Origin of the sequence: Moorena sp. SIOASIH (assembly GCF_010671925.1) — a bacterium.
GTDB lineage: Bacteria > Cyanobacteriota > Cyanobacteriia > Cyanobacteriales > Coleofasciculaceae > Moorena.
This window is the reverse complement of the sequence record NZ_JAAHIH010000001.1, coordinates 1,031,789-1,055,450: the sequence shown is the minus strand read 5'-3', so window position 1 is coordinate 1,055,450 and position 23,662 is coordinate 1,031,789. Positions and strand designations below refer to the sequence as shown.

Annotated in this window: 24 protein-coding genes; 11 read left to right on the top strand and 13 right to left on the bottom strand. The window is 42.0% G+C overall.

What is annotated here, in order from left to right; all coding sequences use genetic code 11:
* The first annotated feature begins 29 nt into the window (after positions 1-29).
* The 3 genes from F6J90_RS04690 to F6J90_RS04680 all read left to right on the top strand — a co-directional run bounded on the left by F6J90_RS04690 (position 30) and on the right by F6J90_RS04680 (position 1,056).
* The gene (locus F6J90_RS04690; RefSeq protein ID WP_293091313.1) at positions 30-299 is read left to right on the top strand and encodes a hemolysin XhlA family protein; all 270 of its coding nucleotides are present in this window, start codon (positions 30-32) and stop codon (positions 297-299) included.
* A gap of 89 nt (positions 300-388) precedes the next feature.
* Positions 389-529 (top strand): hypothetical protein, encoded by a 141-nt coding sequence (locus tag F6J90_RS04685; RefSeq protein WP_158069860.1) that lies wholly within the window; start codon positions 389-391, stop codon positions 527-529.
* Positions 526-1,056: an NCS2 family permease gene (locus F6J90_RS04680; protein ID WP_366513685.1), complete on the top strand. Its 531-nt coding sequence runs from the start codon at positions 526-528 to the stop codon at positions 1,054-1,056. Before F6J90_RS04685 ends, F6J90_RS04680 begins: the two co-directional genes overlap by 4 nt.
* Before the next feature lie 238 nt (positions 1,057-1,294).
* Here F6J90_RS04680 and trmD read toward each other — a convergent pair whose 3' ends face one another.
* Complete coding sequence (gene trmD, locus F6J90_RS04675) at positions 1,295-1,999, bottom strand: tRNA (guanosine(37)-N1)-methyltransferase TrmD (protein WP_293091312.1); 705 nt, start codon at positions 1,997-1,999, stop codon at positions 1,295-1,297.
* Between the two features lie 214 nt (positions 2,000-2,213).
* On the opposite strand from trmD, the gene F6J90_RS04670 reads away from it, so the two are divergent.
* Both F6J90_RS04670 and cphA read left to right on the top strand, forming a co-directional pair.
* Entirely contained in the window at positions 2,214-3,065 is an 852-nt protein-coding gene (locus F6J90_RS04670) for a cyanophycinase (RefSeq protein WP_293091853.1), read from the top strand.
* Positions 3,066-3,504: 439 nt separating this feature from the next.
* Positions 3,505-6,183, top strand: coding sequence for a cyanophycin synthetase (gene cphA, locus F6J90_RS04665; RefSeq protein ID WP_293091311.1), 2,679 nt, complete (start codon positions 3,505-3,507; stop codon positions 6,181-6,183).
* Positions 6,184-6,758: 575 nt separating this feature from the next.
* Here cphA and F6J90_RS04660 read toward each other — a convergent pair.
* Positions 6,759-6,911, bottom strand: a complete 153-nt coding sequence (locus tag F6J90_RS04660; RefSeq protein ID WP_293091310.1) for a hypothetical protein — start codon at positions 6,909-6,911, stop codon at positions 6,759-6,761.
* Positions 6,912-7,485: 574 nt separating this feature from the next.
* Between F6J90_RS04660 and F6J90_RS04655 the strand changes: the two genes are divergently transcribed.
* Together F6J90_RS04655 and F6J90_RS04650 are read left to right on the top strand one after the other, a co-directional pair.
* Complete coding sequence (locus F6J90_RS04655) at positions 7,486-8,223, top strand: PEP-CTERM sorting domain-containing protein (RefSeq protein ID WP_293091309.1); 738 nt, start codon at positions 7,486-7,488, stop codon at positions 8,221-8,223.
* Positions 8,224-8,814: 591 nt separating this feature from the next.
* Complete coding sequence (locus F6J90_RS04650; protein ID WP_293091308.1) at positions 8,815-10,710, top strand: sodium:proton antiporter; 1,896 nt, start codon at positions 8,815-8,817, stop codon at positions 10,708-10,710.
* 266 nt (positions 10,711-10,976) lie between these two features.
* On the opposite strand, the gene F6J90_RS04640 is transcribed toward F6J90_RS04650, so the two are convergent.
* The 4 genes from F6J90_RS04640 to F6J90_RS04625 form a co-directional block, all read right to left on the bottom strand.
* A complete protein-coding gene (locus F6J90_RS04640; RefSeq protein ID WP_293091307.1) occupies positions 10,977-11,423 on the bottom strand; it encodes a DUF29 domain-containing protein in 447 nt (148 codons plus the stop codon).
* Positions 11,407-11,553 (bottom strand): hypothetical protein, encoded by a 147-nt coding sequence (locus F6J90_RS04635; RefSeq protein ID WP_293091306.1) that lies wholly within the window; start codon positions 11,551-11,553, stop codon positions 11,407-11,409. Before F6J90_RS04635 ends, F6J90_RS04640 begins: the two co-directional genes overlap by 17 nt.
* 162 nt (positions 11,554-11,715) lie before the next feature.
* The gene (locus F6J90_RS04630; protein WP_293091305.1) at positions 11,716-12,138 is read right to left on the bottom strand and encodes a profilin; all 423 of its coding nucleotides are present in this window, start codon (positions 12,136-12,138) and stop codon (positions 11,716-11,718) included.
* Between the two features lie 292 nt (positions 12,139-12,430).
* Positions 12,431-12,817, bottom strand: coding sequence for a VOC family protein (locus tag F6J90_RS04625; RefSeq protein ID WP_293091304.1), 387 nt, complete (start codon positions 12,815-12,817; stop codon positions 12,431-12,433).
* A gap of 165 nt (positions 12,818-12,982) precedes the next feature.
* Between F6J90_RS04625 and F6J90_RS04620 the strand changes: the two genes are divergently transcribed.
* The 3 genes from F6J90_RS04620 to F6J90_RS04610 all read left to right on the top strand — a co-directional run bounded on the left by F6J90_RS04620 (position 12,983) and on the right by F6J90_RS04610 (position 16,526).
* Positions 12,983-14,452 carry a TldD/PmbA family protein gene (locus F6J90_RS04620; RefSeq protein ID WP_293091303.1) on the top strand — a complete coding sequence of 490 codons (1,470 nt, stop codon included), beginning with the start codon at positions 12,983-12,985 and terminating at the stop codon, positions 14,450-14,452.
* A 369-nt stretch (positions 14,453-14,821) separates the two neighbouring features.
* Positions 14,822-16,162 carry a TldD/PmbA family protein gene (locus F6J90_RS04615; protein ID WP_293091302.1) on the top strand — a complete coding sequence of 447 codons (1,341 nt, stop codon included), beginning with the start codon at positions 14,822-14,824 and terminating at the stop codon, positions 16,160-16,162.
* A 202-nt stretch (positions 16,163-16,364) separates the two neighbouring features.
* Positions 16,365-16,526 carry a hypothetical protein gene (locus tag F6J90_RS04610; RefSeq protein WP_293091301.1) on the top strand — a complete coding sequence of 54 codons (162 nt, stop codon included), beginning with the start codon at positions 16,365-16,367 and terminating at the stop codon, positions 16,524-16,526.
* Here the strand turns inward: F6J90_RS04610 and F6J90_RS04605 are convergent.
* The 4 genes from F6J90_RS04605 to F6J90_RS04590 all read right to left on the bottom strand — a co-directional run bounded on the left by F6J90_RS04605 (position 16,483) and on the right by F6J90_RS04590 (position 22,228).
* Positions 16,483-19,476 carry a contractile injection system tape measure protein gene (locus F6J90_RS04605; RefSeq protein WP_293091300.1) on the bottom strand — a complete coding sequence of 998 codons (2,994 nt, stop codon included), beginning with the start codon at positions 19,474-19,476 and terminating at the stop codon, positions 16,483-16,485. The two genes, F6J90_RS04610 and F6J90_RS04605, sit on opposite strands and share 44 nt — an antisense overlap.
* Before the next feature lie 11 nt (positions 19,477-19,487).
* Positions 19,488-21,503, bottom strand: a complete 2,016-nt coding sequence (locus F6J90_RS04600; protein ID WP_293091299.1) for a hypothetical protein — start codon at positions 21,501-21,503, stop codon at positions 19,488-19,490.
* Between the two features lie 254 nt (positions 21,504-21,757).
* A complete protein-coding gene (locus tag F6J90_RS04595; RefSeq protein WP_293091298.1) occupies positions 21,758-21,982 on the bottom strand; it encodes a hypothetical protein in 225 nt (74 codons plus the stop codon).
* A gap of 69 nt (positions 21,983-22,051) precedes the next feature.
* The gene (locus F6J90_RS04590) at positions 22,052-22,228 is read right to left on the bottom strand and encodes a hypothetical protein (RefSeq protein ID WP_293091297.1); all 177 of its coding nucleotides are present in this window, start codon (positions 22,226-22,228) and stop codon (positions 22,052-22,054) included.
* Here F6J90_RS04590 and F6J90_RS04585 point away from each other — a divergent pair.
* On the top strand, positions 22,218-22,349 hold the full coding sequence (locus F6J90_RS04585; protein ID WP_293091296.1) for a hypothetical protein: 132 nt from the start codon (positions 22,218-22,220) through the stop codon (positions 22,347-22,349). The two genes, F6J90_RS04590 and F6J90_RS04585, sit on opposite strands and share 11 nt — an antisense overlap.
* Here F6J90_RS04585 and F6J90_RS04580 read toward each other — a convergent pair.
* From F6J90_RS04580 to F6J90_RS04570, 3 genes are all read right to left on the bottom strand, one after another.
* Positions 22,335-22,886 carry a Uma2 family endonuclease gene (locus F6J90_RS04580; RefSeq protein ID WP_293091295.1) on the bottom strand — a complete coding sequence of 184 codons (552 nt, stop codon included), beginning with the start codon at positions 22,884-22,886 and terminating at the stop codon, positions 22,335-22,337. The genes F6J90_RS04585 and F6J90_RS04580 overlap by 15 nt on opposite strands.
* Positions 22,887-22,959: 73 nt before the next feature.
* Positions 22,960-23,418, bottom strand: coding sequence for a PIN domain-containing protein (locus F6J90_RS04575; RefSeq protein WP_293091294.1), 459 nt, complete (start codon positions 23,416-23,418; stop codon positions 22,960-22,962).
* A complete protein-coding gene (locus F6J90_RS04570; protein ID WP_293091293.1) occupies positions 23,405-23,644 on the bottom strand; it encodes a hypothetical protein in 240 nt (79 codons plus the stop codon). The genes F6J90_RS04575 and F6J90_RS04570 overlap by 14 nt, the downstream gene beginning before the upstream one ends.
* Between the last annotated feature and the right edge of the window lie 18 nt (positions 23,645-23,662).

Below are 23,662 nucleotides of genomic sequence, written 5' to 3'. Positions count from 1 at the left end.
TGATCAATAATCAATTAGGAGTTTAACCCATGAGCGAGACCCCCATAACAATTACTTACTCCTTAGAGGAAGTATTGAAAGACATAAACGGGAAGCTAGACAGCCTTCAAAAAGATGTGAACAAGATAAACGAAAGACTAATAAAAGTAGAGACACAAGTAGACGCGATCGCAACGGATGTCAAAGAATTAAAAGGTTCAACCAAGGCACAAATTTGGACATTGATCGGCATTTTGGTCACAGCAGTTGGCGGTTTTGTGGTAGGTGTTGGTCGTGTTGTTATTTCAGGTAAACCCTAATCTATTCTCAAAGGATAGATTGGAGCCAGCAGAGGTTACAGCGTTGCTTAATAATGGAATGATTTTAAGAGTGAGGTGGAATAGGCATCTTGCCTGTTCGGCGTACTTTTGGGGCGGGCAGGATGCCCACTCTACTCCTATTCATTCAAAGACTGACGCAACGCCGAGGTTACAGATTTAGATTACGCGATCGCATTTGGCAAAAAACTACTATGCTAGCAGCAGATTGATTACCCTAACTGGACTGGGAGTCAAAGCCGGTTATATCAATCAAAAGGGGCAATTTGCCCATGGGTCGCGAGCCTTTATGGCGGATGCAATCGGTACTACTGCTGGGGCAATCTTAGGCACATCTACAGTAACAACCTATATTGAGTCGGCCTCAGGACTATTGGAAGGGGGACGCACTGGTTTGACTGCCGTTGTGACTGCCATTTTATTTGCCCTATCGATAGTTTTCATTCCCTTTCTATCGGCCATTCCCAGCTTTGCCACAGCACCAGCCTTAGTCATGGTTGGAGTGTTGATGATCGGAAGTGTTAGAAAAATCCATTGGGACGATCCAGCCGAGTCAATTCCCTCATTTCTCACCATCTTGATCATGCCTTTAAGTTACTCCATTGCTGATGGCTTAGCTGTCGGTTTAATAACCTTTCCTCTGTTGAAAGCTTTTCAGGGTAAAGTTCACGAAACAACAATTGCCATGTGGATTTTGGCAACAGTATTTATCCTCAAGTTTGCCTTAGTGGGAGCCTAAGCATTCAGCTATCAGCTATCAGCTATCAGCTATCAGCTATCAGCTATCAGCTATCAGCTATCAGCTATCAGCCGTTGGCACCTCAAGTATCGTGGCACAGGCTTCGACGCATCGGACCTAACCCATAAGCTGAGTGCTTACGATTCCCGATTCCCTACTCCCGATTCCCGATTCCCAATTCCCGATTCCCGATTCCCAATTCTAAATTCTAAATTCTAAATTCTTAATTCTTAATTCCCTACTCCCTACTCCCTGTTCCCTTTGTTAGGGATTGATCAAACAAATCAGGACGGCGTTCTTTGGTTCTCTGAATTTGCTGTTCTTTACGCCAGCGGTCAATTTCCCCATGATGTCCTGATAACAGAACCTCTGGAACCTTCCATCCCCGAAACTCAGCAGGTCTTGTGTACTGAGGATAGTCCAGTAACCCCGCTTCAAAGCTTTCTAATTTAAGGGATTCGGCTTTGCCTACTGTTCCTGGTAGCAACCGGGTGACACCGTTAATCATAGCTAGGGCTGGGATTTCTCCACAGGTTAAGACAAAATCCCCCAGTGATACCTCTCGGGTGACTAAGTGTAATACCCGCTCATCCACACCTTCGTAGTGTCCACAAATTATCACCAGCTGATCATAACCTGTGGCCAATTCTTTTAACAATCCCTGTTTCATGGGTTGCCCCTGGGGGGTCATTAAGATGACATCACGCTGTGGTAAAATGGGTAAAGACTCTACAGCCGCAAAAATCGGCTCTGGTTTCATCAACATCCCCACGCCACCACCGTAAGGCTCATCATCAACTCGTCGATGCTTGTCAGTAGCAAAGTCTCGGGGGTTGATTAGATGCACTTCGGCAATTTGTTTGAGGAGCGCCTTACCAAGTAGCCCTGAACTCAGGGGAGAGGTGAAGAAATCCGGAAACAGAGTGATAATGTCAAATCGCACAAGGAGTTAAGGGAGGGTAGGGGTCTGGAGCTAAAAATCCTGTGGGAAGAGGCTAACATACATAATCAGTGATTATGCATAAATGGTAAGGGTATAATGCGTAAATATCATTAAAAAATCACGGAGTCAACTGAAAAATTGCTATAATGTGGCATTTTAACTAAAAAGCACTACTCAAAAGTATTCAACTCACCTCATGCCCATTACTAATATAATGCAGCAGTTAGAATCTCAATTGCAAAGAATGAGGATGCCTAAGTCCACTCAACCAGCTATTTTGGTAATCGGCGGCGCTGAAGATAAAGTTCACGGACGAGAGATCCTGCAAACTTTTTTTCGGCGTGCTGGAGGAACTAATGCTCGCCTTGCCATTATCCCTTCAGCCTCCAGAGAACCAACCGTGATTGGCAGTCGCTATCAACGCATCTTTGAAGACATGGGAGCCGAGGAAATTCGGTTGCTAGATATACGCGATCGCTCTGAAGCAGAAAACCAAGACTTACTAGAGTACTTGGAAATCTGTACCGGGGTATTCATGACTGGAGGTGACCAACTACGCTTATGCGGGCTACTAGCCGATACCCCCTTAATGGAAAAAGTTCGGCAGCGGGTTCATCAAAGCGAGATTACCCTAGCTGGGACAAGTGCTGGCGCTGCAGTTATGGGTCATCACATGATTGCTGGTGGTGGTAGTGGTGAGTTTCCTAATCGTTCTTTGGTGGATATAACCATGGGCTTAGGAATCATTCCAGAGGTGATTGTCGATCAACATTTCCACCATCGGAATCGTATGGCACGCCTGATCAGTGCTATTTCGGAACATCCGGAGCGATTGGCGATTGGAATCGATGAAGATACCTGTGCTTTGTTTGAAAAAAATGGTTGGTTACAAGTGATGGGTAAAGGCACTGTCACAATTATTGATCCCAAGGAAATGTCTTACACCAACCAGCCTAAGATTGGTCATAACGACCCGATCAGTATCCACAATCTGCGAGTGCATGTTCTGTGTCATGGCGATCGCTACCACTTTCAGAAGCGTTGCTTATTCGCAGTAGAAAGCTAAACCTTACCTCCTGGACAACAACCGCCATCCTAGACAAAAACCGCAATAACCACGCTTTTGAGTATGGCTTGACCTGCCCTGTGCTAAGGGATGCAGTGCCTTAATCAGGGGGTTTCCTCATGACTGTAGTTGGGGGAATTCATCTGAGTACCTGCTGGCTGCAATGGATAATTATGGATAATTTAGAAAAAACTGTTCTGTGTGAACAGTTTTTTTTCTCTCCAAGGTTGATAATAATAAGATTATCCCAAATGTAATCAGCAGCCTACCGGATCGCCTGATTCCCGGATTGGAGCTAGAGTTTTCAAGCGTGCGAATCGGCTAATAATGTGCCACAGTAGTGCCAAAGTAGGCGATAAAGGCGGATTTTATTTGATAAATTGGGTCTTTAGGCTTCCTTGCACATTCAGCGAGCATCACCACCGAAGTTTCAGTTGATATGAGAATTCTGAGAATCCAGACTTTACGTGGTCCTAATTATTGGAGTATTGGACATCACAAACTGATTGTCATGCGTCTCGATTTAGAGGAATTGGCAAATACCCCCTCCAAGGAGATTCCTGGCTTCTATAAGGGACTAAAGACTGTCCTACCCAGTCTGGAAGAGCATTTCTGTTCCCCTGGTGTCCGGGGGGGATTCCTTTCTCGGGTTGCCAAAGGCACCATGATGGGGCACATCATTGAACACGTTGCCCTAGAACTACAAGATCTGGCAGGCATGGGGGTTGGATTTGGTCGCACTAGGGAAACAGCGACACCAGGAGTCTACCAGGTCATATTTGAATACATTGATGAGCAGGTGGGTCGTTATGCCGCTAGGGCAGCTGTGCGGCTGTGCCGTAGCATCATTGATAAGCAAACCTATCCCCAAAGTGAATTAGAACAAGACCTGAAAGATTTACAAGAACTGGCTAATAATTCAGCTTTAGGACCAAGCACTCAATCCCTGGTTAAGGAAGCCGAAGCCAGAGATATTCCCTGGATGCAGCTGAGCGCGAGAGCGATGATTCAACTGGGCTACGGTGTCCACCAAAAGCGGATTCAAGCCACATTGAGTGATTATTCAGGGATTTTAGGGGTTGAGTTGGCTTGTGATAAAGAAGGTACCAAACAAATCCTGAGGGATGCTGGTGTACCGGTTCCCCGGGGGACAACGATTCGATTCCTAGATGAGTTGGAAGGGGCAATTGAGTATGTAGGTGGCTACCCGATTGTGATTAAACCCCTGAATGGGAATCATGGACGAGGCATTACCCTCGATATTAATAGCTGGGAAGAGGCCCAGACTGCCTATAAGACCGCCAAAGAAGTCTCCCGCTCTGTGATTGTGGAGCGCTATTATAAAGGTTTTGACCACCGGATTCTTGTGGTCAATGGCAAGGTAGTAGCGGTAGCAGAGCGTATCCCTGCCCATGTAGTGGGCAATGGTAGGTCTACGATTGAGGAACTGATTGACCAAACTAACCTTGATCCCCATCGCGGTGAGGGACACGACAATGTCTTGACTAAAATTGTGGTAGACGCTACCAGTCAAAGTGTCTTGAAGAAGCAAGGGTACAGATTGGACAGTATACCCAGAAAGGGGGAAGTTTGTTACTTGCGGGAAACTGCCAATCTCAGCACTGGCGGTATTGCTGTAGACCACACTGACAACATCCATCCAGAAACTATCTGGCTGGCAGAGCGAGTTGCCAAAATTATTGGTCTAGATATTGCTGGCATTGATATTGTCACCTCCGATATCACTAAGCCTTTACGGGAAGCTGATGGGGTGGTGGTTGAGGTGAATGCTGCCCCTGGCTTTAGGATGCATGTTTGTCCTAGTCAAGGTCAGCCCCGAAATGTGGCGGCACCAGTCCTAGATATGCTCTTCCCAAATGGGCAACCTAACCGTATTCCCATCATCGCCATTACAGGTACCAACGGAAAAACCACGACAACCCGCTTAATTGCCCATATCTATCGCCAAACTGGAAAGGTTGTGGGCTATACCACTACAGATGGGATCTACGTTGATGAATATCTGGTGGAAAAAGGTGATACCACTGGACCCCAAAGTGCTCAGGTAATTCTCAAAGACCCTACAGTTGAGGTGGCAGTGCTGGAAACTGCCCGGGGCGGTATCCTGCGTTCTGGTTTGGCCTTTGACAAATGTGATATTGGGGTGGTTTTAAATGTCTCTGCTGACCACTTGGGAATTGGAGATATCGACACCATTGAACAGATGGCCAAGGTGAAGAGTATTGTGGCGGAAGTGGTGAGTCCGAAGGGCTATGCTATCCTCAATGCTGATGACCCCCTAGTCAGAGCAATGGCAGAAAAGGTCAAGGGTCAAGTGGCTTATTTCACGATGAACTCAGAGAATGAGTTAGTCAAAAATCACACCAGTGGTGGTGGTCTGGCGGCGGTTTATGAAAATGGTTATTTGTCCATCATCAAAGGGGATTGGACCCTGCGGATTGACCAGGCAGTTAATGTGCCAGTGACAATTGGGGGACGGGCACCTTTTATGATTGCTAATGCTCTAGCTGCGAGTCTAGCTGCCTTTGCTCAAGGAGTCTCGATTGAGGCCATTCGAAAGGCATTGACCACATTTCGGGCTTCTGTAGACCAGACACCCGGACGAATGAATTTGTTCAATCTTGGCAGTTACCATGCTCTAGTGGATTATGCCCACAATGCAGCTAGTTACGAGGCATTGGGTAGTTTTGTGCGCAACTGGCCCGGAGAGCGCTTTGGGGTTGTGGGTGGTCCTGGGGATCGCCGGGATGAAGACTTTATTGAACTGGGACGACTCTCAGCAAAAATCTTTGACAGGATTATTATCAAAGAAGATGATGACTTACGAGGGCGTCCCAGTGGTGAAGCAGCTGAGTTAATTCGTAAGGGCATACGACAGGAAAATCGCGAGTCGAACTATGAGATTATCCTCAGGGAAACAGAGGCAATTGAGAGGGGTTTGGATAAAGTTGCTGATGGTGGTTTAGTGGTGATTCTGCCAGAAAGTGTCAGTCGTGCGATCAAACTCATTGAGGCTCGTAATCCCTTGTCGGATAATGGCCTTAAGGCAACCAGTGCTGACACTGAAGATGAGTTGAAGCCATCGGTGGTCAATTAAGTGGTTGTTGGGATTGGTTGAAGGTTGAAGGTTGTATGTCAGAATGTAGAATGTAGAATGCAGAATGAAGAATGAAGAATGAAGAATGAAGAATGCAGAATGAAGAATGCAGAATTCCAAATTATAAATTATAAATTATAAATTATAAATTATAAATTATAAATTATAAATTCTAAATTCTTAATTCTAAATTCTAAATTCTTAATTCTACTTCGTGGTGCGTTACGGGGCGGGCTATTCCAATACTGGCGCTCGAAGTTGAAAATGAGGGCAAGCCCGCCCCTAACGCACCCTACATTCTAAATTATAAATTATAAATTCTAAATTATTAATTCTAAATTATTAATTCTAAATTATTAATTCTAAATTCTAAATTCTAAATTCTAAATTCTAAATTCTAAATTCTTAATTCTAAATTCTTAATTCAAAGAAAATTATTGGTCAGCATCTCATTAACAGAGTGCGATGTTCCAAAAGAACCGCTTCGCGAACGCTAACCTCAAATCTAGACAGACCTTGATGTGGGTGGTATGACTTCTTTAACGGCAAATTGCTACTAATGGTTAATTTGTGATCTATAGCATTTTTACTTGAGATGTAAACATAGTATAGCGTTTCTGAATTGGGTGAGGTACTTCGTCCTGGGTTGATGGGAGTAGGGAGTAGCCATGCATCCTTTTGTTGAATCCCTTGCTATTTAAGGGCTTAAGCTGATTTAAACTACTCATTTACTAGAATCACTCTAGGAGAGCAAAACTATCTAATTTTATCTCATCAAAAAAATTTTTATCAAAGCTTTATATAGTTAAAGGTTTAGTGAGTTTTCCGTGAAATTTATAAATTTTCTCTGAGTTAGATATAAAATTTTGATTGGAGACAAGTAAGCCATCAATACCAAGAGTTGATTTAACTCCTAATTACTTAAATCCAGGTTCAAACTATCTGTCTTCGATAGGTCAGTTCATGGTGCTCGCGTGAGTCTTGGGGTCTAGATGGTCTAACTAATTGACTTGATCTGCTTGATTTTTAGATGAAATGACCGGTTAATTAATAAACGGATTATCAATAAAATCACGATTTAGTAGCGTTGACTAATAAGGTTTTTTATTGCTACTAACAGAGGCATTTTTGTGATTTTTTTTTTAATCTGTAACTGTCAACATCACGATTGTTGATAAAAATGACCCTTGACTTATCCAGAAACCTGGTTTCTTAAGGTAATAACTGGATTTAAGCCTTTGATTTATAGCGATAAACCGGGTTTTAAGGGTCTTGGTGCGTAAATCCTGAATTACTCTAAGGTTGTTCAAAAGACTTCAAGTGCTTTTTGTCCAAAGTTCAAGTTTGAAGCTTGCTCTGTTTTTGCGTGCAAACATAGTCAATTGTCAGGAGATGATCATCATGCTTAATAGTTTGATAAACAACAAAGTCACCAATCCCCTTACCTGCGGCGCTCTCGCCCTCAGTGTCATTGCTGGCGCTGGGATTGCCGCTGCACCAGCTGACGCCGCATCTATCACCTACCAAGGGACTTTAAAAGACGGAATCCCTGAGTTTGATGCTGTTTCTAGTAGTGGTTTTTCTAGCGACCAGTCCACAGGTCGTTTTTTTAACTTTTTCGGGAATCAAGGAGATGTAGTTACAATCGAAGCACTCCGCATAGAGCAAGATTTAGATCCAGCTCTCTGGGTTTTTGAAGGTCTTTTCCAGGATACTTCCGACTTTGCTAGCGGATTTTTTACAGATATTGATGAGGATGACCCAGGCTTTCTAGAGTTTGCTGATGATGAAATTCCTAATCCGGGACCATTTGGAGATCCTCGTGCTGTAGTAACCTTAAGTTTGCCTGGAACTGGCGAATACACAGCTATCGTTACTAATTTTGCAAGTGGTCCTAATGATGGAGGTGATGGTGCTTTTGATTTCCAGATTACATGTTTTGGATGTACAACACCTGTGCCTGAACCTGCTTCTGTCTTAGGTCTGCTTATTACTGGTTCTCTTGGTTTTGGGTCAGCTCTCAAACGTAAATTGAAGTAAAGCGGATCAACATCAAAACGTTAAAATTTTAATCGGTTTTCATAGGCGATCGCTCCTCAATTATCCAGAGGAGTTTTTTTCATTGACCTCTAGTCCTCAGGGCAAAACAATCACTCTTTTCTGACCATGGGATGTTCCAAAAGAACCGCTTCGCGAACGCATGATACGTAAGTATTCAGCCGTCAGCTATCAGCTAATGCGCTACTTGAGATGCTACTTGAGGTGCTAATGCGCTACTTGAGATGCTACTTGAGGTGCTATCAGCGTGTCGCGTATCAGGCGCTATAACTGCATGGGGTCGGAGTACTAAAACTAGCAGGGATTTTCAACCACTCGTATCAGCACCCCCGATGCTTGTTTACTATCTCCCGTTGATTAGCTGAAGGCTGACTGCTGATAGCTGAATGCTTACCATAATACCGTTGATGAATCACCTCAAAGCTAGTGAAATAGATGCAAAACCTTACTAGCTCAGTACTTCAGTTATCTGATCATCCCATGCTGAAGCAACGGAAAAACAGGTAGAGCGAATCTCACCGGGCAAGCTAGAATGGCGGTCGAGATATTCCTCCGTGAGAACATATCAAATCTATGGAAGCGCCTTTTGATATTACAGCACTGATGGTGCTGACGGTTATGGCAGGTATCAGTGCTCAGGTGCTGGGCAAATACTTGAGAGTCCCTGGCATTGTGTTCTTGCTACTGTTAGGTATATTGGTCGGACGTGATGGTCTGGGTTTGGTCATTCCCGAACAGTTAGGGGATGGTCTAGAAGCAATAGTCTCTTTGTTTGTGGCATTAATTTTGTTTGAAGGAGGGCTAAATCTTGACCTGCGTTCCCTGAGTAAAATGTCAGATAGTCTGCGGAACTTGGTGACTATCGGTACAGTTATTGCTTTAGTTGGAGGTGCGATCGCAGCTCATTTCTTGGGTGAATTCCCTTGGAACTTAGCGTTTCTGTATTCTGCCCTAGTGGTGGTCACCGGTCCGACTGTGATTGGTCCGTTGCTCAAACAAGTACGGGTTGATCGACAAGTCGCTACTTTACTCGAAGGAGAAGGGGTTCTGATTGACCCAGTGGGAGCGATTACAGCAGTCTTGGTGCTAGATGTAGTATTAAATGGTGATACGGATCTGGTAAAACTAATCAGCGGTTTACTGATTCGTCTCGGCATTGGTGCTGCCATTGGTGGATCAGGAGGCTGGGTGTTGAGCTGGTTCCTCAGAAAAGCTGATTTTCTTGATGAAAACCTGAAAATTCTGGTAGTGCTAGCAGGGGTATGGGACTTGTATGGGATTGCCCAATATCTCCAGGACGAGTCCGGATTGATGACTGCAGTAGTGGCGGGAATTGTTTTGAGTTCCACTGCTACACCTCAGTTGCGTCAGTTGCGTCGGTTTCAAGGTCAGTTGACAATATTGGCAGTATCTGTTTTATTTATTCTTCTGGCAGCAGACCTGTCCTTGGCCAGTATCCTAGGGCTAGGATGGGGCGGTTTGTTGACTGTATTAGCCCTGATGTTAGTAGTGCGACCCGTCAATATCTGGGTTTGTACTTGGAATAGTTCCCTGAACTGGCGTCAGAAGCTATTTGTCAGTTGGATTGGACCCAAGGGCATTGTTTCAGCATCCGTAGCTTCCTTGTTTGCTATTTTGCTAGCCCAAGAGGGGATAAGTGGAGGGGATACTGTCAAAGCCATGGTATTCCTAACCATTATTATGACCGTGTTTATCCAAGGGCTAACGGCTCAAGTGGTGGCAAATCTGTTGGGAGTCACCGCCACCAATGCCAAAGGTGCTGTGATTGTGGGATCGAATCCTTTGGCTCGCCTGATTGCTCGTCTGTTCCAAGACCAGGATGAGTCTGTGGTACTTATTGATACTAGCGCCGAAGCAGTCAAGGAGGCACTAGAGGAAAATTTACAGGCGTTCTTGAGTAATGCTATGGATGTCGAGGTTTTGGAAGAAGCAGGATTGGACTCCATGGGCACCTTCCTGGCAATGACCAAAAATGGTGAGGTTAACTTTGTGTTGGCTCAACGGGCTTATGAAGAGTTTGAGCCACCGCGAGTGTTGGCAGTATTACCTAAAGATGCCCAAAGCTTGAACTCCACCCCCAATAATGTTCAACCTGCTCTGACCTTTGATCTGCCTCTAAAGGTTTGGAACCAGTATGTGAGCGAAGGGGAAGTAAAGTTGGTGGAAACTGTGCTTGAAAATATTGGGTTTACCTATCAACAGACCTATCTACAAGCACTGATTGATTCCGGAAAGGTAGTACCGCTGTTGAGAGAACGGCAGAATCAGCTACAGGTAGTGCGAGCTGGAGAACCTTGGCAACCAGAAGACCGGATTATCTGCCTGATCCACGACCCGAAACCCAAACTCCTTAAGCGACTATCTGGTTCAGGGACTACCACTACTGCCCGATTGACTTTAGAAAAGATCCCAACTGTTAAGGAGGTACCCATGCCTTCGCCGTCATAATTATGGTAGTAGTTTAGTAAGTATTCAGCTATCAGCTATCAGCTATCAGTTTTCAGCGATCAGCGATCAGCGATCAGCGATCAGTTTTCAGCTATCAGTTTTCAGCTTATGGGCTAGATCACAGGCTAGAAGCCTGTGCCACCGACGCTACGGGAACAGCCAAAGGCAAACGGCTGACGGCTGACCACTGACGGCTGACCACTGACCACTGACCACTGACCGCTGACCGCTGACCGCTGACCGCTTACTGCTTAAATATCAGCTTTTCAAGGGAGCCAATCTTGATCTAATAATTGTTCGAGAGCATAGGGACAGTCTTCAGGAAATTGAATCATCATACCGGTTTTTTTTCTGACATATTTTAAAGCTTTTTGATAAACTTTGGCTTGATTCTCTTGTAAATGATTTCGGAGGTTTTGAGTTAAATACTCCTCAAGTTGGGTTCTAAAACTCATAATTTCCGCTTGCCAATGATTGGCGTTATAGTCATATTGGTCTTGCCAATAGTTCAGGAGTAATAAATGTCGTATAATTTGTTCTAAAAAACTTTCAACTGTTAATTTATCTCGACGTCCCAATCCTTCTAATTCCTCAATTAAATGCTCTAAGTCGAGATTTTCTAGTCGTTTTTCTTTTAGGAGTTTCAGGGTTTCTAATAACCATTTTTCATTATCAACATCATACAGATAATATAGATTACTTATTTGAGTCATTGCTGTACTCTATAGCAGTTTTCAAGCTAGTAAGGAGTTTTTGGATTTTAGGGAACAGGGAACAGGGAACAGGGAACAGGGAACAGGGAGCAGGGAGCAGGGAGCAGGGAGCAGGGAGCAGTAAAGTCAAAAGAGGGAAGAAGTAAAAAATTATGTGTACCTCATTAGGCTAAAAACTGCTATACTTCCTTTGTTTGTTACTAATCACTTGTTACTAATCACTTGTTACTAATCACTTGTTATTAATCACTAATCTATCCCACTTCTTATTTTGCGACATCATTATCCACCGTTACATGTTCATACCTTCTAAATACTCTGCGATAACTGCAACTGCCTTATTGGCATTTCCTTGTTGGCCACCTTCTGGACAGTGACCAATAACGATAGCCGTTTTGCTGGCCTGGAGAGTAACAGCTCCGAAATCTTTCTGTTTTCCATAAACAACTTTGCCATCTTCCTCTCGCAAAAATTGATACTTTTGCCCCTCAATCGATATACCTCCTGTCATGAATCCCGTGAAATCCTTTGACTTAAAAATCTTAGCTATGTTTGTGCTTTCATCAGAATTGAGCTTTAAGGCATGAGGATGAGCATCTGTCGTCCACTTAGCACCACCATCAAGACCTATGATACTAGCTCGATCAACATGAACAGTTCCATTAGCGTCTTTAGATTGTGCAATTAGATTATCGATGTAGCTATCCCAAGACATTTTATTTAGTTTCCTTTCAAATTTTAATTCTTAGCAAATTATACAATATTTTAACTTCCCCTCCTGGGAGGGGTTAGGGCGTGTTTTCAAAGTTTTCCGCAAGATTATGATCCCCCCCAGCCCCCCGCGCGGAAGGGGGGAGCCATACTCAAAGTCCCCCTTTTTTAAGGGGGATTTAGGGGGATCTCCGAGTTTGAAGACAGACCCTAGGGGTGGGTTCCTCTTCTGACTTCCCTGCTCCCTGCTCCCTGTTCCCTGTTCCCTATTCCCTATTCCCTATTCCCTATTCTATTTAACTTTCATACATTTCTAAGGGTAATCCATCCGGGTCTTTAAAAAAGGTAAATCGCTTCCCAGTATGCTCATCAATTCTAATTATTTCTACATCCAACCCCTTGGATTTGAGATAATTAACCGACGCTTGAATATCATCTACTTTAAATGCTAAATGTCTCAATCCGCAAGCTTCTGGATGACTAACTCGTTCAGGGGGATTAGGAAACGAAAATAACTCAATCCTATCGCCATCACCCACTTGTAAATCCAATTTATAAGAATTTCTAGCAGATCGGAAGGTTTCTTCAATAATTGAAAAGCCTAAAATATCCACATAAAACTGTTTCGATTTTTCATAATCTGAGCAAATAATCGCTACATGGTGAAATCCTTTAGTCTTCATAAAACTAATCTTAAATTAAGTAATAGATAAATAATTTTAAATCAACAAAGCTCATCCCCCATAGTATGGAACCAGATTCAACCAACTTTTGAGGATTTTGCTAGACTGGCAGATATAAAACCCATCATCAAAAGGATATATATCCAAAGGATAAGGAAATTATCTATGCCCCCAACCCTACTTCTATCCAAAGAACTACCTACTCTGGAATACCAATCCACATCCTCAAGCTTTGATGAAAGCTGGAGAGCTCCCCTTTCCACTCTCCTGGGATTAGGACGAGCAGCTGGTGCTGATTTCATTGAGTTTTTCCTAGAACGGGTCAACTACATCAGCTGTCTTGCGGAAGATGATGCCATTACTAGCATTTCTCCCCGCCTTACCTCTGGTGCTGGTATCCGAGTATTTCGGGGTAAGTCAGATTGCTATGTTAGCACTAATGACCTATCCTTTTCGGGTCTAAAAGCGGCTTTGGAGAAAGCCCTGTCTATTCAAGGGCTGGAATTACCTACCCCTAATGCCTTTATCCCAGAAACTAACCTGGAACTGTTGCGGGATTACGCTACTGCTAAAGGCAAAGACACTTGGCTATCCGGTTGCAGTTCCATGGCAGAAATGGGAGAAGTACTCCTGGATGCCAATGGGGCACTCCAGCGCAAGGCTAGCCATGTCCAATCCCGACGGGCTGTTTATTTCCGGGATTGGCAGGAAGTTATGGTGGCAGCTAGTGATGGCACCTTTGCCAGAGATATTCGTTTAACTCAGTCTGTGGGATATAACCTACTATGTGCTGATGGCGACCATCGCTCTTCGATTGGCAAGCGTGCTGGTAGTACCGGTAACCCAGAGTTTCTAAGAGCCTGGGATTATAATGGTACTGCAGAGGAAGTTGCTGAATCCGCTGGTAAGATGCTCTATGCCGATTACGTAGAGTCTGGTACTTACCCGATTATCATGGCCAATTCCTTTGGTGGGGTAATTTTCCATGAAGCCTGTGGACACCTATTGGAAACGACCCAGATTGAGCGGAAAACTACTCCGTTTGCTGACAAAAAAGGTGAGAAGATTGCTAACGAAAGCCTTACCGCCTGGGATGAAGGGTTATCTGACAATGCCTTTGGAACCATTGATATGGATGATGAGGGCATGCCAGCCCAAAGAACTCTGTTGATAGAAAATGGCATACTGAAGAATTTTATCGCCGACCGGGCAGGGTCTCAGCTGACTGGACACCCCAGAACAGGTAGTGGACGCCGTCAGAATTATGCCTATGCTGCTGCTTCACGGATGCGCAATACCTACATCGCTCCTGGTGATTACGAGGTAGAGGATTTATTTGCGTCTATCGATAAAGGTATTTACTGCAAGCGGATGGGCGGTGGTAGTGTTGGTGCTACTGGAGAATTTAACTTTGGTGTCGATGAAGCCTATTTGATTGAAAATGGCAAAGTCACTAAACCGCTGAAAGGGGCAATTCTGATTGGGGAAGCTAAGGAAATTATGAATAAGATTTCCATGTGTTCCAAAGACTTAGGATTAGCCGCTGGTTTCTGTGGTTCCATTAGCGGCAGTGTTTATGTAACTGTGGGTCAGCCTCATATCAAGGTAGATTCGATTACTGTTGGTGGACGGTAATTTACCCCAGCAGCCAGGCTTTGGGACTAGTGTTAAACTATCATCTCCGGTTGAAGACTTATCGTAAGCATTCAGCTAATGCGCTACGCGCACGCTGCGCGAACAGTCATCAGCCGTCAGCTAATCCACGGTCGGTAGTAAACCAGCTGGGGGGTGCTGGTAGGGCTGGTTGAAAATCCCTGCTCGTTTTACTCATCCGACCCCGTGCAGTTAAACCGCCTGCTAGCACCTCAAGTAGCGTGCGCGTAGCGCTAATCGCTGTTCGCTGATAGCTGATAGCTGATAGCTTACATCCGAAGTGATTAACCGGATTTGATATCATGGCTCTTTTTTTTTTTGTTAATCAAACATTCACAATCTAAACATAAGATGACCAAGATTAATGAGATAGCTGATTCGGCGATTGCGATCGCTAAACGCCTGGGAATTGAAAAATTCGATATTTATGGCTCTGCAGTGGATGAAGCTGGTGTTCAAGTAGACCAGGGTGAGCCAAAACAGGTTGAGGCATCTAATCGCTCTGGTGTAACTGTACGGGTTTGGAATCAAGACCAGAAAGTAGGCATTACTTCAACTACCGATACCAACCCAACTGGGTTGGAACTAGCCTTAAAAACCGCTTATGAGGCGAGTAGTTTTGGGGTGAAGGAAAACGCCCCAGACTTTAGCCCTGAATCAACAGTATCGATTCCAGAGATTCCCAATAATCAAGTGCCTCAACAGCCAGTATCTAAATTAGTAGAAACCCTACTGGATTCAGAGAAAAAGTTACTGGAGGCTCACTCTGCTATTGCCGGAGTTCCTTACAATGGACTATCTCAACGGGATGTTGAGCGCTTTTATCTCAATAGTGATGGGGCATTGCGCCAGCAAGCTAGCTCCTCTGCTTCCATTTATCTTTATACCAAAACTGAGGAAGAAGGGAAAAAGCCCCGTAGTGCTGGTGCCTATAAGATTAGTCAAGGTTTGGAAACTCTGGATATTCAGACTTGTCTGCAAAAAGCTGCTGAGAAAACCATCAGTCACTTGAACTATGAGAAAGTTAAGTCCGGGAAATATCGGGTAGTATTCTCTCCCGAAGCTTTCCTGAGTCTACTGAATGCTTTTTCTAATTTATTTAATGCTCAGAATATTCTAGACAAGCAAAGCCTCTCGACTCCCGAGTCTCTAGGTACTCCAATTGCTTCTCCTCTGCTTTCTGTTTGTGATGATGAGCTACATCCAAAGAATGTGGCACCGGTCTATTTTGATGGAGAAGGAACACCTACTCGTCGAGTACCGATAATTACAGAAGGGGTGTTAAGCAATTTTCTGCACAGTGCTGGCACCGCGAAACGCCTGAATGCTAAACCAACAGGTCATGCCAATATGGGGGCAAAAGTTACAGTTAGCCCTAATTTCTATCATGTTTTTCCTGGTCAATCTGCTGAACAAGAGTACAGCTTAGACCAGGCTGAAAATGTGATTTGGATTGATGAGGTGAATGCGCTTCATGCGGGAGTTAAAGCACTCGAAGGTTCCTTTTCTCTACCCTTTGATGGTTGGATGGTGAATAAGGGAGAATTAACTAGTATTGATTCCGCAACGGTAGCCGGAGATTTTCGGGAACTGCTGAAATCCATTATTTATGTGGAAAAAGAGCCTGAGTTGACCTCTGGTGGAGTGTGTCCAAAAATTTGGGTTGATGGTTTGTCGATTACTGGGGATTGAGGGTTAAGAGGTTGTTCGCGTAGCGTGGCCGAAAGGCCAAGGTTGAAGGTTGAAGGTTGTTCGCGTAGCGTGGCCGAAAGGCCAAGGTTATTTGGTTGAAGGTTAAAGGTTATTTGGTTGAAGGTTATTTGGTTGAAGGTTGAAGGTTGATTGATAAAAATTAAAAGTTAGTCATATTTTTAAGCATTCAGCTATTAGCTGAATGCTAATTTTTTTGATATTAACTACCCTGCTAAGCTGTAGCGCATTTAAATTGGTTATTACCTATTACCTATTCCCTGTTCCCTGTTCCCTGTTCCCTGTTCCCTGTTCCCTACAGCTTACCACTCTACATATAAAATATTATCCATCCACGGCAGCTTGACAACTCGTATGCTCCAAGGAATTCTATCTAGTAAAATATCGTAGGTTTCACGTTCAACCTGTAGCAGCCAACTACCATCACGAATTCTCACAATACCGTTTCTCTGCAAAAAAGCTGTTCTAAATCCTTCTATTGATGTATTTTTCAAAATAGACCAATTTTGAATCACAGCAGATAACAAATTTTCAGATTCTGCTCGTTCTTGTTCGGTGATTTCTAAATTGGTGTCTATAGGTTCTAATAACTCTATACCGCATAGTATTTTATTAAGAGGTAAAATGTGTTCTGGTATTTCTGTTGAGTTATCAACTAAATACTGGAGTAAAAGGGCTGCTCGTTCAGCAGATGTGGTATTAATAAAAATCTTATCTTGTACCAATCCTATTTTGACAAAGAAGCGAGTCAGAAATGGCCATAGCAAAATTAATCCTGCATTGTAAATGTAGATTTCATCAGAGTCACTAAAAGTATTGACAACATCTGGAATTCTGGTTTGGTTGGACTTGAGTTCTTGTTGGATGTTGAGTTTAAGAGTTTGACAAGTTTTCTGTAGTTGTTTGAAGCGTGTAATCAGGTCTGATGACCTTTGGACTTGGGCAGAATTATTGATTTCATTTAGTAATATTTCTATTTCAGTCTTAAGTTGATTAATTTGCTGTTTATGTTGGGGTAATATCTGGCTATTTAAATCAAGGTGTTGCAATTCCCTTAATAGGTGTTCCAGTTGTTCCCTTTCTTTAATAAACTGTGTCTCTTGGCTAGGGATTTCGATTCTATATAAGATTTCTGGAAGTCTGCTTTTAAATCCTTTTCCTTGTCTGACTAGATGCTTTATCTTGGCAACAAGATTAGTTAAAAACTCAGGATAGTTAATGTTATTACTGCTGGTAATATGTAATAAGTTAGCTTCGATTAATCTGAGCTTATCTACTTGAGTCTTACTCTCTGAGGAGATACTGAAAAGTATTCCTTGCCATATCTCCAATCTCAATTTGGCTGCCGGAATATTTCTGGTCTGCTCTAGCTGTTCCAAGACCGGTTTTATGTCTGTATTATAGTCGGCAATAAACGGGACTAAATCCCCAGTAAATAATCCGGCTATTTTGAGGAGTGTTGAATCGGAAAATTGGTAAATAAGGCGCTGCAAGTGCTTGGGATTTTTTAAGCTTTGCTGAACAAGAGACTTGATCTGATTTGGGGAATTGCTGATCAGGCGATCGCAATATTGTTCTAATTCTTGTTTACTTAAGTTTTCGGGGAGTATACCGGTTTGGATAAAGTCGCTAAAAATCTGTAGTTGTGAAGCTTTTTCTTCTGCTCTAATCAACTGTGTCTCTTGGCTGGGGATTTGGATTCTATCTAAGATTTCTGTCAGTTGACTTTTAAATCCTTTTCCTTCTCTGACTAGATGCTCTATCTTGGTAACAAGACTAGTTAAAAACTCAGGATAGTTAATGTTATTACTGCTGGTAATATGTAATAAGTTAGCTTCGATTAATCTGAGCTTATCTACTTGAGTATTACTATCTGAGGATAGACTCAACAATAATCCTTGCCATCTCTCCAATCTCAATTTGGCTTTTGGAATATTTCTCGTCTGCTCTAGCTGTTCCAAGACCGATTTTATGTCTGTATTATAGTCGGCAATAAACGGGACTAAATCCCCAGTAAACAATCCGGCTATTTTTAGGAGTATTGAATCGGAAAATTGGTAAATAAGGCGCTGGAATTGCTTGGGATTCTTTAAGCTTTGCTCAACAATAGACTTGACCTGATTTGGGGAATTGGTGATCAGGCGATCGCAATATTGTTCTAGTTGTTGTTTACTTAAGTTTTCGGAGAGTATACCTGTTTGAATAAAGTTGCTAAAAATCTCTAGTTGTGAAGCTCTTTTTTCTGCTCTAATCAACTGTGCATCTTGGCCAGGGATTTGGATTTTATCTAAGATTTCTGGAAGTGTGCTTTTAAATCCTTTTTCTTCTCTGACTAGATGCTCTATCTTGGTAACAATATTCTTTAAAAACTCAGGATAGTTAATCCGATTACTGGTGGCAATATGTAATAAATTGTCTTGGATTAACTTGAACTTATCTACTTGAGTCTTACTATCTGAGGAGATACTCAAGAATAATCCTTGCCATATCTCCAATCTCAATTTGGCTTCCGGAATATTTCTCGTCTGCTCTAGCTGTGCCAAGACCGGTTTTATGTCTGTATTATAGTCGGCAATAAACGGGACTGAATCCCCAGTAAACAATCCGGCTATTTTGAGGAGTATTGAATCGGAAAATTGGTAAATAAGGCGCTGCAAATGCTTGGGATTTTTTAAGCTTTGCTGAACAATAGGCTTTACCTGATTTGGCGAATTGGTGATCAGGCGATCGCAATAGTCTTCTAGCTCTTGTTTGCTTAAGTTTTCTGCCCACCAGGGTAGCATCCCTGTTTGAATAAAGTAGCTAAAAATCTCTAGTTGTAAAGCTCTTTTACTAGCAATCTCTGATTTGCCAATTTGATCAGATAGTCTTTGATAGCTCGTTGAACTTACAGAGGTAATTTTATTTACTTCTATATTTTCCCCCGTCTCTCCCTCTGTTCTAGCAAGCAGTGGTGAAGACTCACCCAACTCAGTCTTAGGTTGTGGCTGTGTTGACAAACTGGAACTTGAGTGGCTAATTTGTTCTTCTAATTGCTGTTGAATTTGTGCTATAATTTTGTCAATCAATTCCTGTTCTAGATTATTGATATCGATATTGCCTAGGTCTATTTCTAGGGTATTAATTCGATGTATTGTATCTAAATCGCTGAACTGATTAAATAAATTATCAATCAGGGGGAGGACTTTATAGCGATATAGTCTATTTACCTCATTTTGCAGTTCAAAAGCACCTTGCTGTGAACTTAAATTAAGTTCTATAATCTGTTTTTTGATAATATGTCGTTGTTGGTTCACTTCCAAAGGCTTTAACAAATAACTTCAAAATCTGTGCCGATAGTCATATATCCTAAAACATTAAATGGTAGAGTTGAAATACTACCATTTACCAAAAATTCGATCAGGTTATTAGTTGAATTTTTATCCATTTTTGTATTTAGCCAGAGCTGGTAGGCATTTTCAAATTTTATCATATTAGGTTTGTCTAACCAGTGGCAATAAGGAGTTATATGGGCGGGTATTTCGGCAATGATAATGTTATCAATTAGCTGTTTAAAGTTTTCTTTTTGAAAGCGAGGCAGCCAATCCGGGAATACAAAACTGATTTGGAAAGAGTAAGGATCTATTGTGTTTGAATCTGTGTTTGAATCTGTGTTTGATTTAAATTCTGAAAAATTCTCGTCTGAGTCGGGGTCGTTACTGCTGCGAGGACGAAGTAAAATATGTTCGACTATATGGAAACCTTCGGTTTCATCCGATTCATTGCAGAGAGCCAAAGTTTTTCGATGGTAAGGAATTCCTAGTAAACTACAAATTCTTTGTTTTAGTCCCGATACGTTTTCTGTATCCCAAACCTGACTGGGATCAGTGTAATTAAAGGCTTTACCCCTTCCGGCGCTAATTTGGGGATAGTTCTGTAAGAAATTAATTTTATCATCAATCAGCTTATCATCAATCAGCTTATCATCAATCAGCTTATCATCAATCAGCTTTTCCTTCAGGATTAAATCATAGAAAAGTAAAGAATAATCTGTGAACTTTTCACAAAACTGTGCCATTAAATGATCTAGGAAACGGTTTTTTCTTATCTTATCAATATCATTCCATTGATCTTCTGGTGAATTTTGCTCAAAGTTGAGGATTTCTGGCGCACCTGGAATGCTATAAAGTTCCTGGTAAAAGTAGGTTGTCTTGTTCTTAGTTTGAAAATAAAATAAATCTTTAGTGTGTTCTAATTGAGCAAAATAGTTAGCTAAAAGTTGGTCAAAAAACATTAAATAAGCTTGTAGCTGCTTGGCTTGAGCCTTGCGTTTGGGGGATGCAGAAGCCGGTAAACCTATTTCTCCAATACCGTAAGTAGCAGGAAAATCGTTTTGAATTGATTCATAGTCAGATAATTCTCGGTATTGTCCCACTGGGATGGGGATATCTTTTGTTTGTGTAGTTGATGGTGTTTGGGTATTTTTTTGTTGTAATGATTCCAGATTAGTTTTAGCTTTAGCCAGGTTCGGATTGCACGGAATTTGTCCTTTATAAAAGGTAATGTTACTTGTCAAGCCATCTATATCTTTGAGTTGGGGTGTTAGATTAGGATCTAATGCTAACGCCCATTCTTCTGATTCTGATGACTTGTCGCTTGAAATAGTAATTATTCTAACAGTTTTTATCCCTGGAATATCTAAAATAATCCGAATTATGTCAGAGGTGTGCAGTTGGTCTTTCTTGATAAAACTATCAAGTTTTTCATCGTCAATGAAGCCATGTTCCAGGGGAACACCATCAAAAATAGCTTCAGGCTTTTTACCTTGATTCAGTAGTTCTTTTAAGGTGAAAAATTGTAGGTTAGGAGAAATAAAGTTATCTAAGCACAAATATATCTGTGCCATTAATTCATTCACATTGAAGCCTTCTTCAATATCCATCTCGGCTTTGATGGTGATTTCTTCAATGGGTAAAATTTCGACTGAAGCAAAATCTTCACACAAATTTCGATGCTGATTAAGTTTAGATTTTACTTTTTCGATGAGACTCGCTTCGTCAGAGACATTTTTTTCTTTTTCGATTAGTACCCGATAAAGTCCATTTAAGTTGACTTGCTGAGTGCGTTTAGAAGCTTCAAAAGTTAAGGTATGAAGAAGGGAATCGTAATAAATTGGGGGTTGTGAATTCTTAATGGGTTTAACCCATGCATTTTTAACACCATCAATGTCGATTAGCAGTTTGCGATAATCATTAATTGTGAGGGGATTAACGGTGAGGATTTCTCTGGCTGTGAAAAACTGTTTCCTATTTTCTCCAGGAGCAGGCGCAAGCAAGTCTTTCATCTCGAAGTCAAGGCGATAGCTTAAATCCGTGATGGCATAGCAAAGTTGTTCTAGGATAGTAATACCGGGATCGTGGGTATTGTAGTCTGTCCACAGTTTCCCCCCTAGGCGTTCGATGTGCTTGATTCCTTCTTGTCGCAATAAGGCGAAATTCATGCCAGGATTTTCTGGGGGGGCGTTGGAGATGGTAAGGTTTTCAGTCATGGTGATTGGGGAAAGATAGTTTATGCTTGTTTACTTCCACAAGATTTCTCTTAATTCTCAATTGCTTCCGTTTCTAAAACCTCCACCGTTTCTGGTTCAGATGCAGCACTATTCTGTTTAGTTAGCTCTTCTTCTAATACCTGAATTGCTCCTTGGATGCGGAGTAAGGTTTCACGGACATTTGCTTGTTTGGCTTCTAAATCTGCGAGGACTTTTTGTCCTGATTCAAATTCTGCTTTGAGTTGGGTTAGGCGTTTTTCTAGTTGTTCTTTCATGTTCCTTGTTGACGAGGATGGGTTACAATACAGCAGTTTTAAATTGGGTGAGGTGCAAATTATTGGGTTTTAGGGAGTAGGGAGTAGGGAGTAGGGAGTAGGGAAGAAAGAAGAGGGAAGTCGGAAGTGGGAAAAAATCCTCTGTACTTCGTTACTATTAAAACCGCTATAGTATATTATAGCGTTTCTCGCAGTTATGAGGTACAGTCTTATTTGACGTTGATTCCCTGTTTTGGTGCAGCGCATCCCTCTTCCCTATTCCCTCTTCTGTCTTCCCTGTTCCCTGTTCCCTGTTCCCTGTTCCCTACAATCCATAAATTGTATATCTCATAGCTATGAGAATTGCTATATTTCAGATAGTTTTTGATAATAACTTTTCCACTGACACTTCAATATGGGGAAAAGCAACTGGATATAAAGTTCCATAGGCTTTGGTTTGTTTGATTTGATAACTATCCCCTGATGGTTGCTGAAACACGATTAGTTGTTGAGCTTTTAAATCTACAACCCAGTATTCTAATATACCAGCACGAGCATAGGCAATTCGCTTCTGTTCTAAGTCTTTTTCCAAGGTAGTGTCAGATATTTCTATCAATAAGTAAATTTCTTCGGCAGAAGGGTGACGATTGTCATACAATGAAACTGGCAATTTAACAACAGCAATATCTGGTTCAGGTTCTGAATCAGGAAGGGAAACCGGATGTGCTTCGTAGATTTTAGCGCGTCCCCGGAGCTTTTCCCGTAAATAGTCTGCGATAGAATCGTTGATTTTCCGATGCAATGGTCCCTCTGGTGACATTTCAATAATTTGCCCTTCTAGTAATTCCACATGACGGTCACTGAGGATACCTGCTGCAATCATGTGATGATAGTCTTCAATTGACCATTTAGCTAAGGTAATCATTGCTCTACTCTGATTAAAGATGGCTCTTTTGGAATTGCTCCTTGGATGGGGAGTAAGGTTTTACGAACATTATTTAATAACTTGGCACAATCACCTCAATTTCAGGATGCCAATTAAAATCATCTTCATTAAACGTATAAATACTGGTTACTCCATGGGATATCATAATTGCCAGGTGCATTAAATCAAATACTCTAGCCCCCTTTACAGGGTTTATTTTGAGCAATTCAAACCATTCCTTAAAGATATTATCTGACATGGAGAGAAGTTCTATATTGGGCATTTGCATAAATCTTTCAATCCGCATTATTGTCTCTTGAGTAGTCAGAGGATTGGCTACAGATTTGGAACTGGTAACAACAGCATAAAACTCGGCAATTACCTGAGAAGACAGACAGATAACTTCTCTTTGACTAGGTCTTAAAATTTCTAAAGCTGCCCGATGTTTTTGCCTATTATCCTTACTTAAATCAATTGAATATACCAGAATGTTAGTGTCTAAATACCGTTTTATTTTATTATTCGATGCCATAGACATTACTTCTAGTAAGTGGTTCTTTTACACCAAGGTCAGCAACCAACCAATCAAACTCTTGATGAAGTTGCTTCAAGTCTTCTTTCTCTTTGTATTCTTTTTTACTTATATCTTGTGAAAAACTATTCTGTTGAGAAACCGCCTTCAAAGCAGCAATAATTTCTTCAAGCATAGCAATCTGTTTCGGACTTAGATCTGTCACATCTATGACTTTATTTTTCATTACAATTTTCCTCGTTTA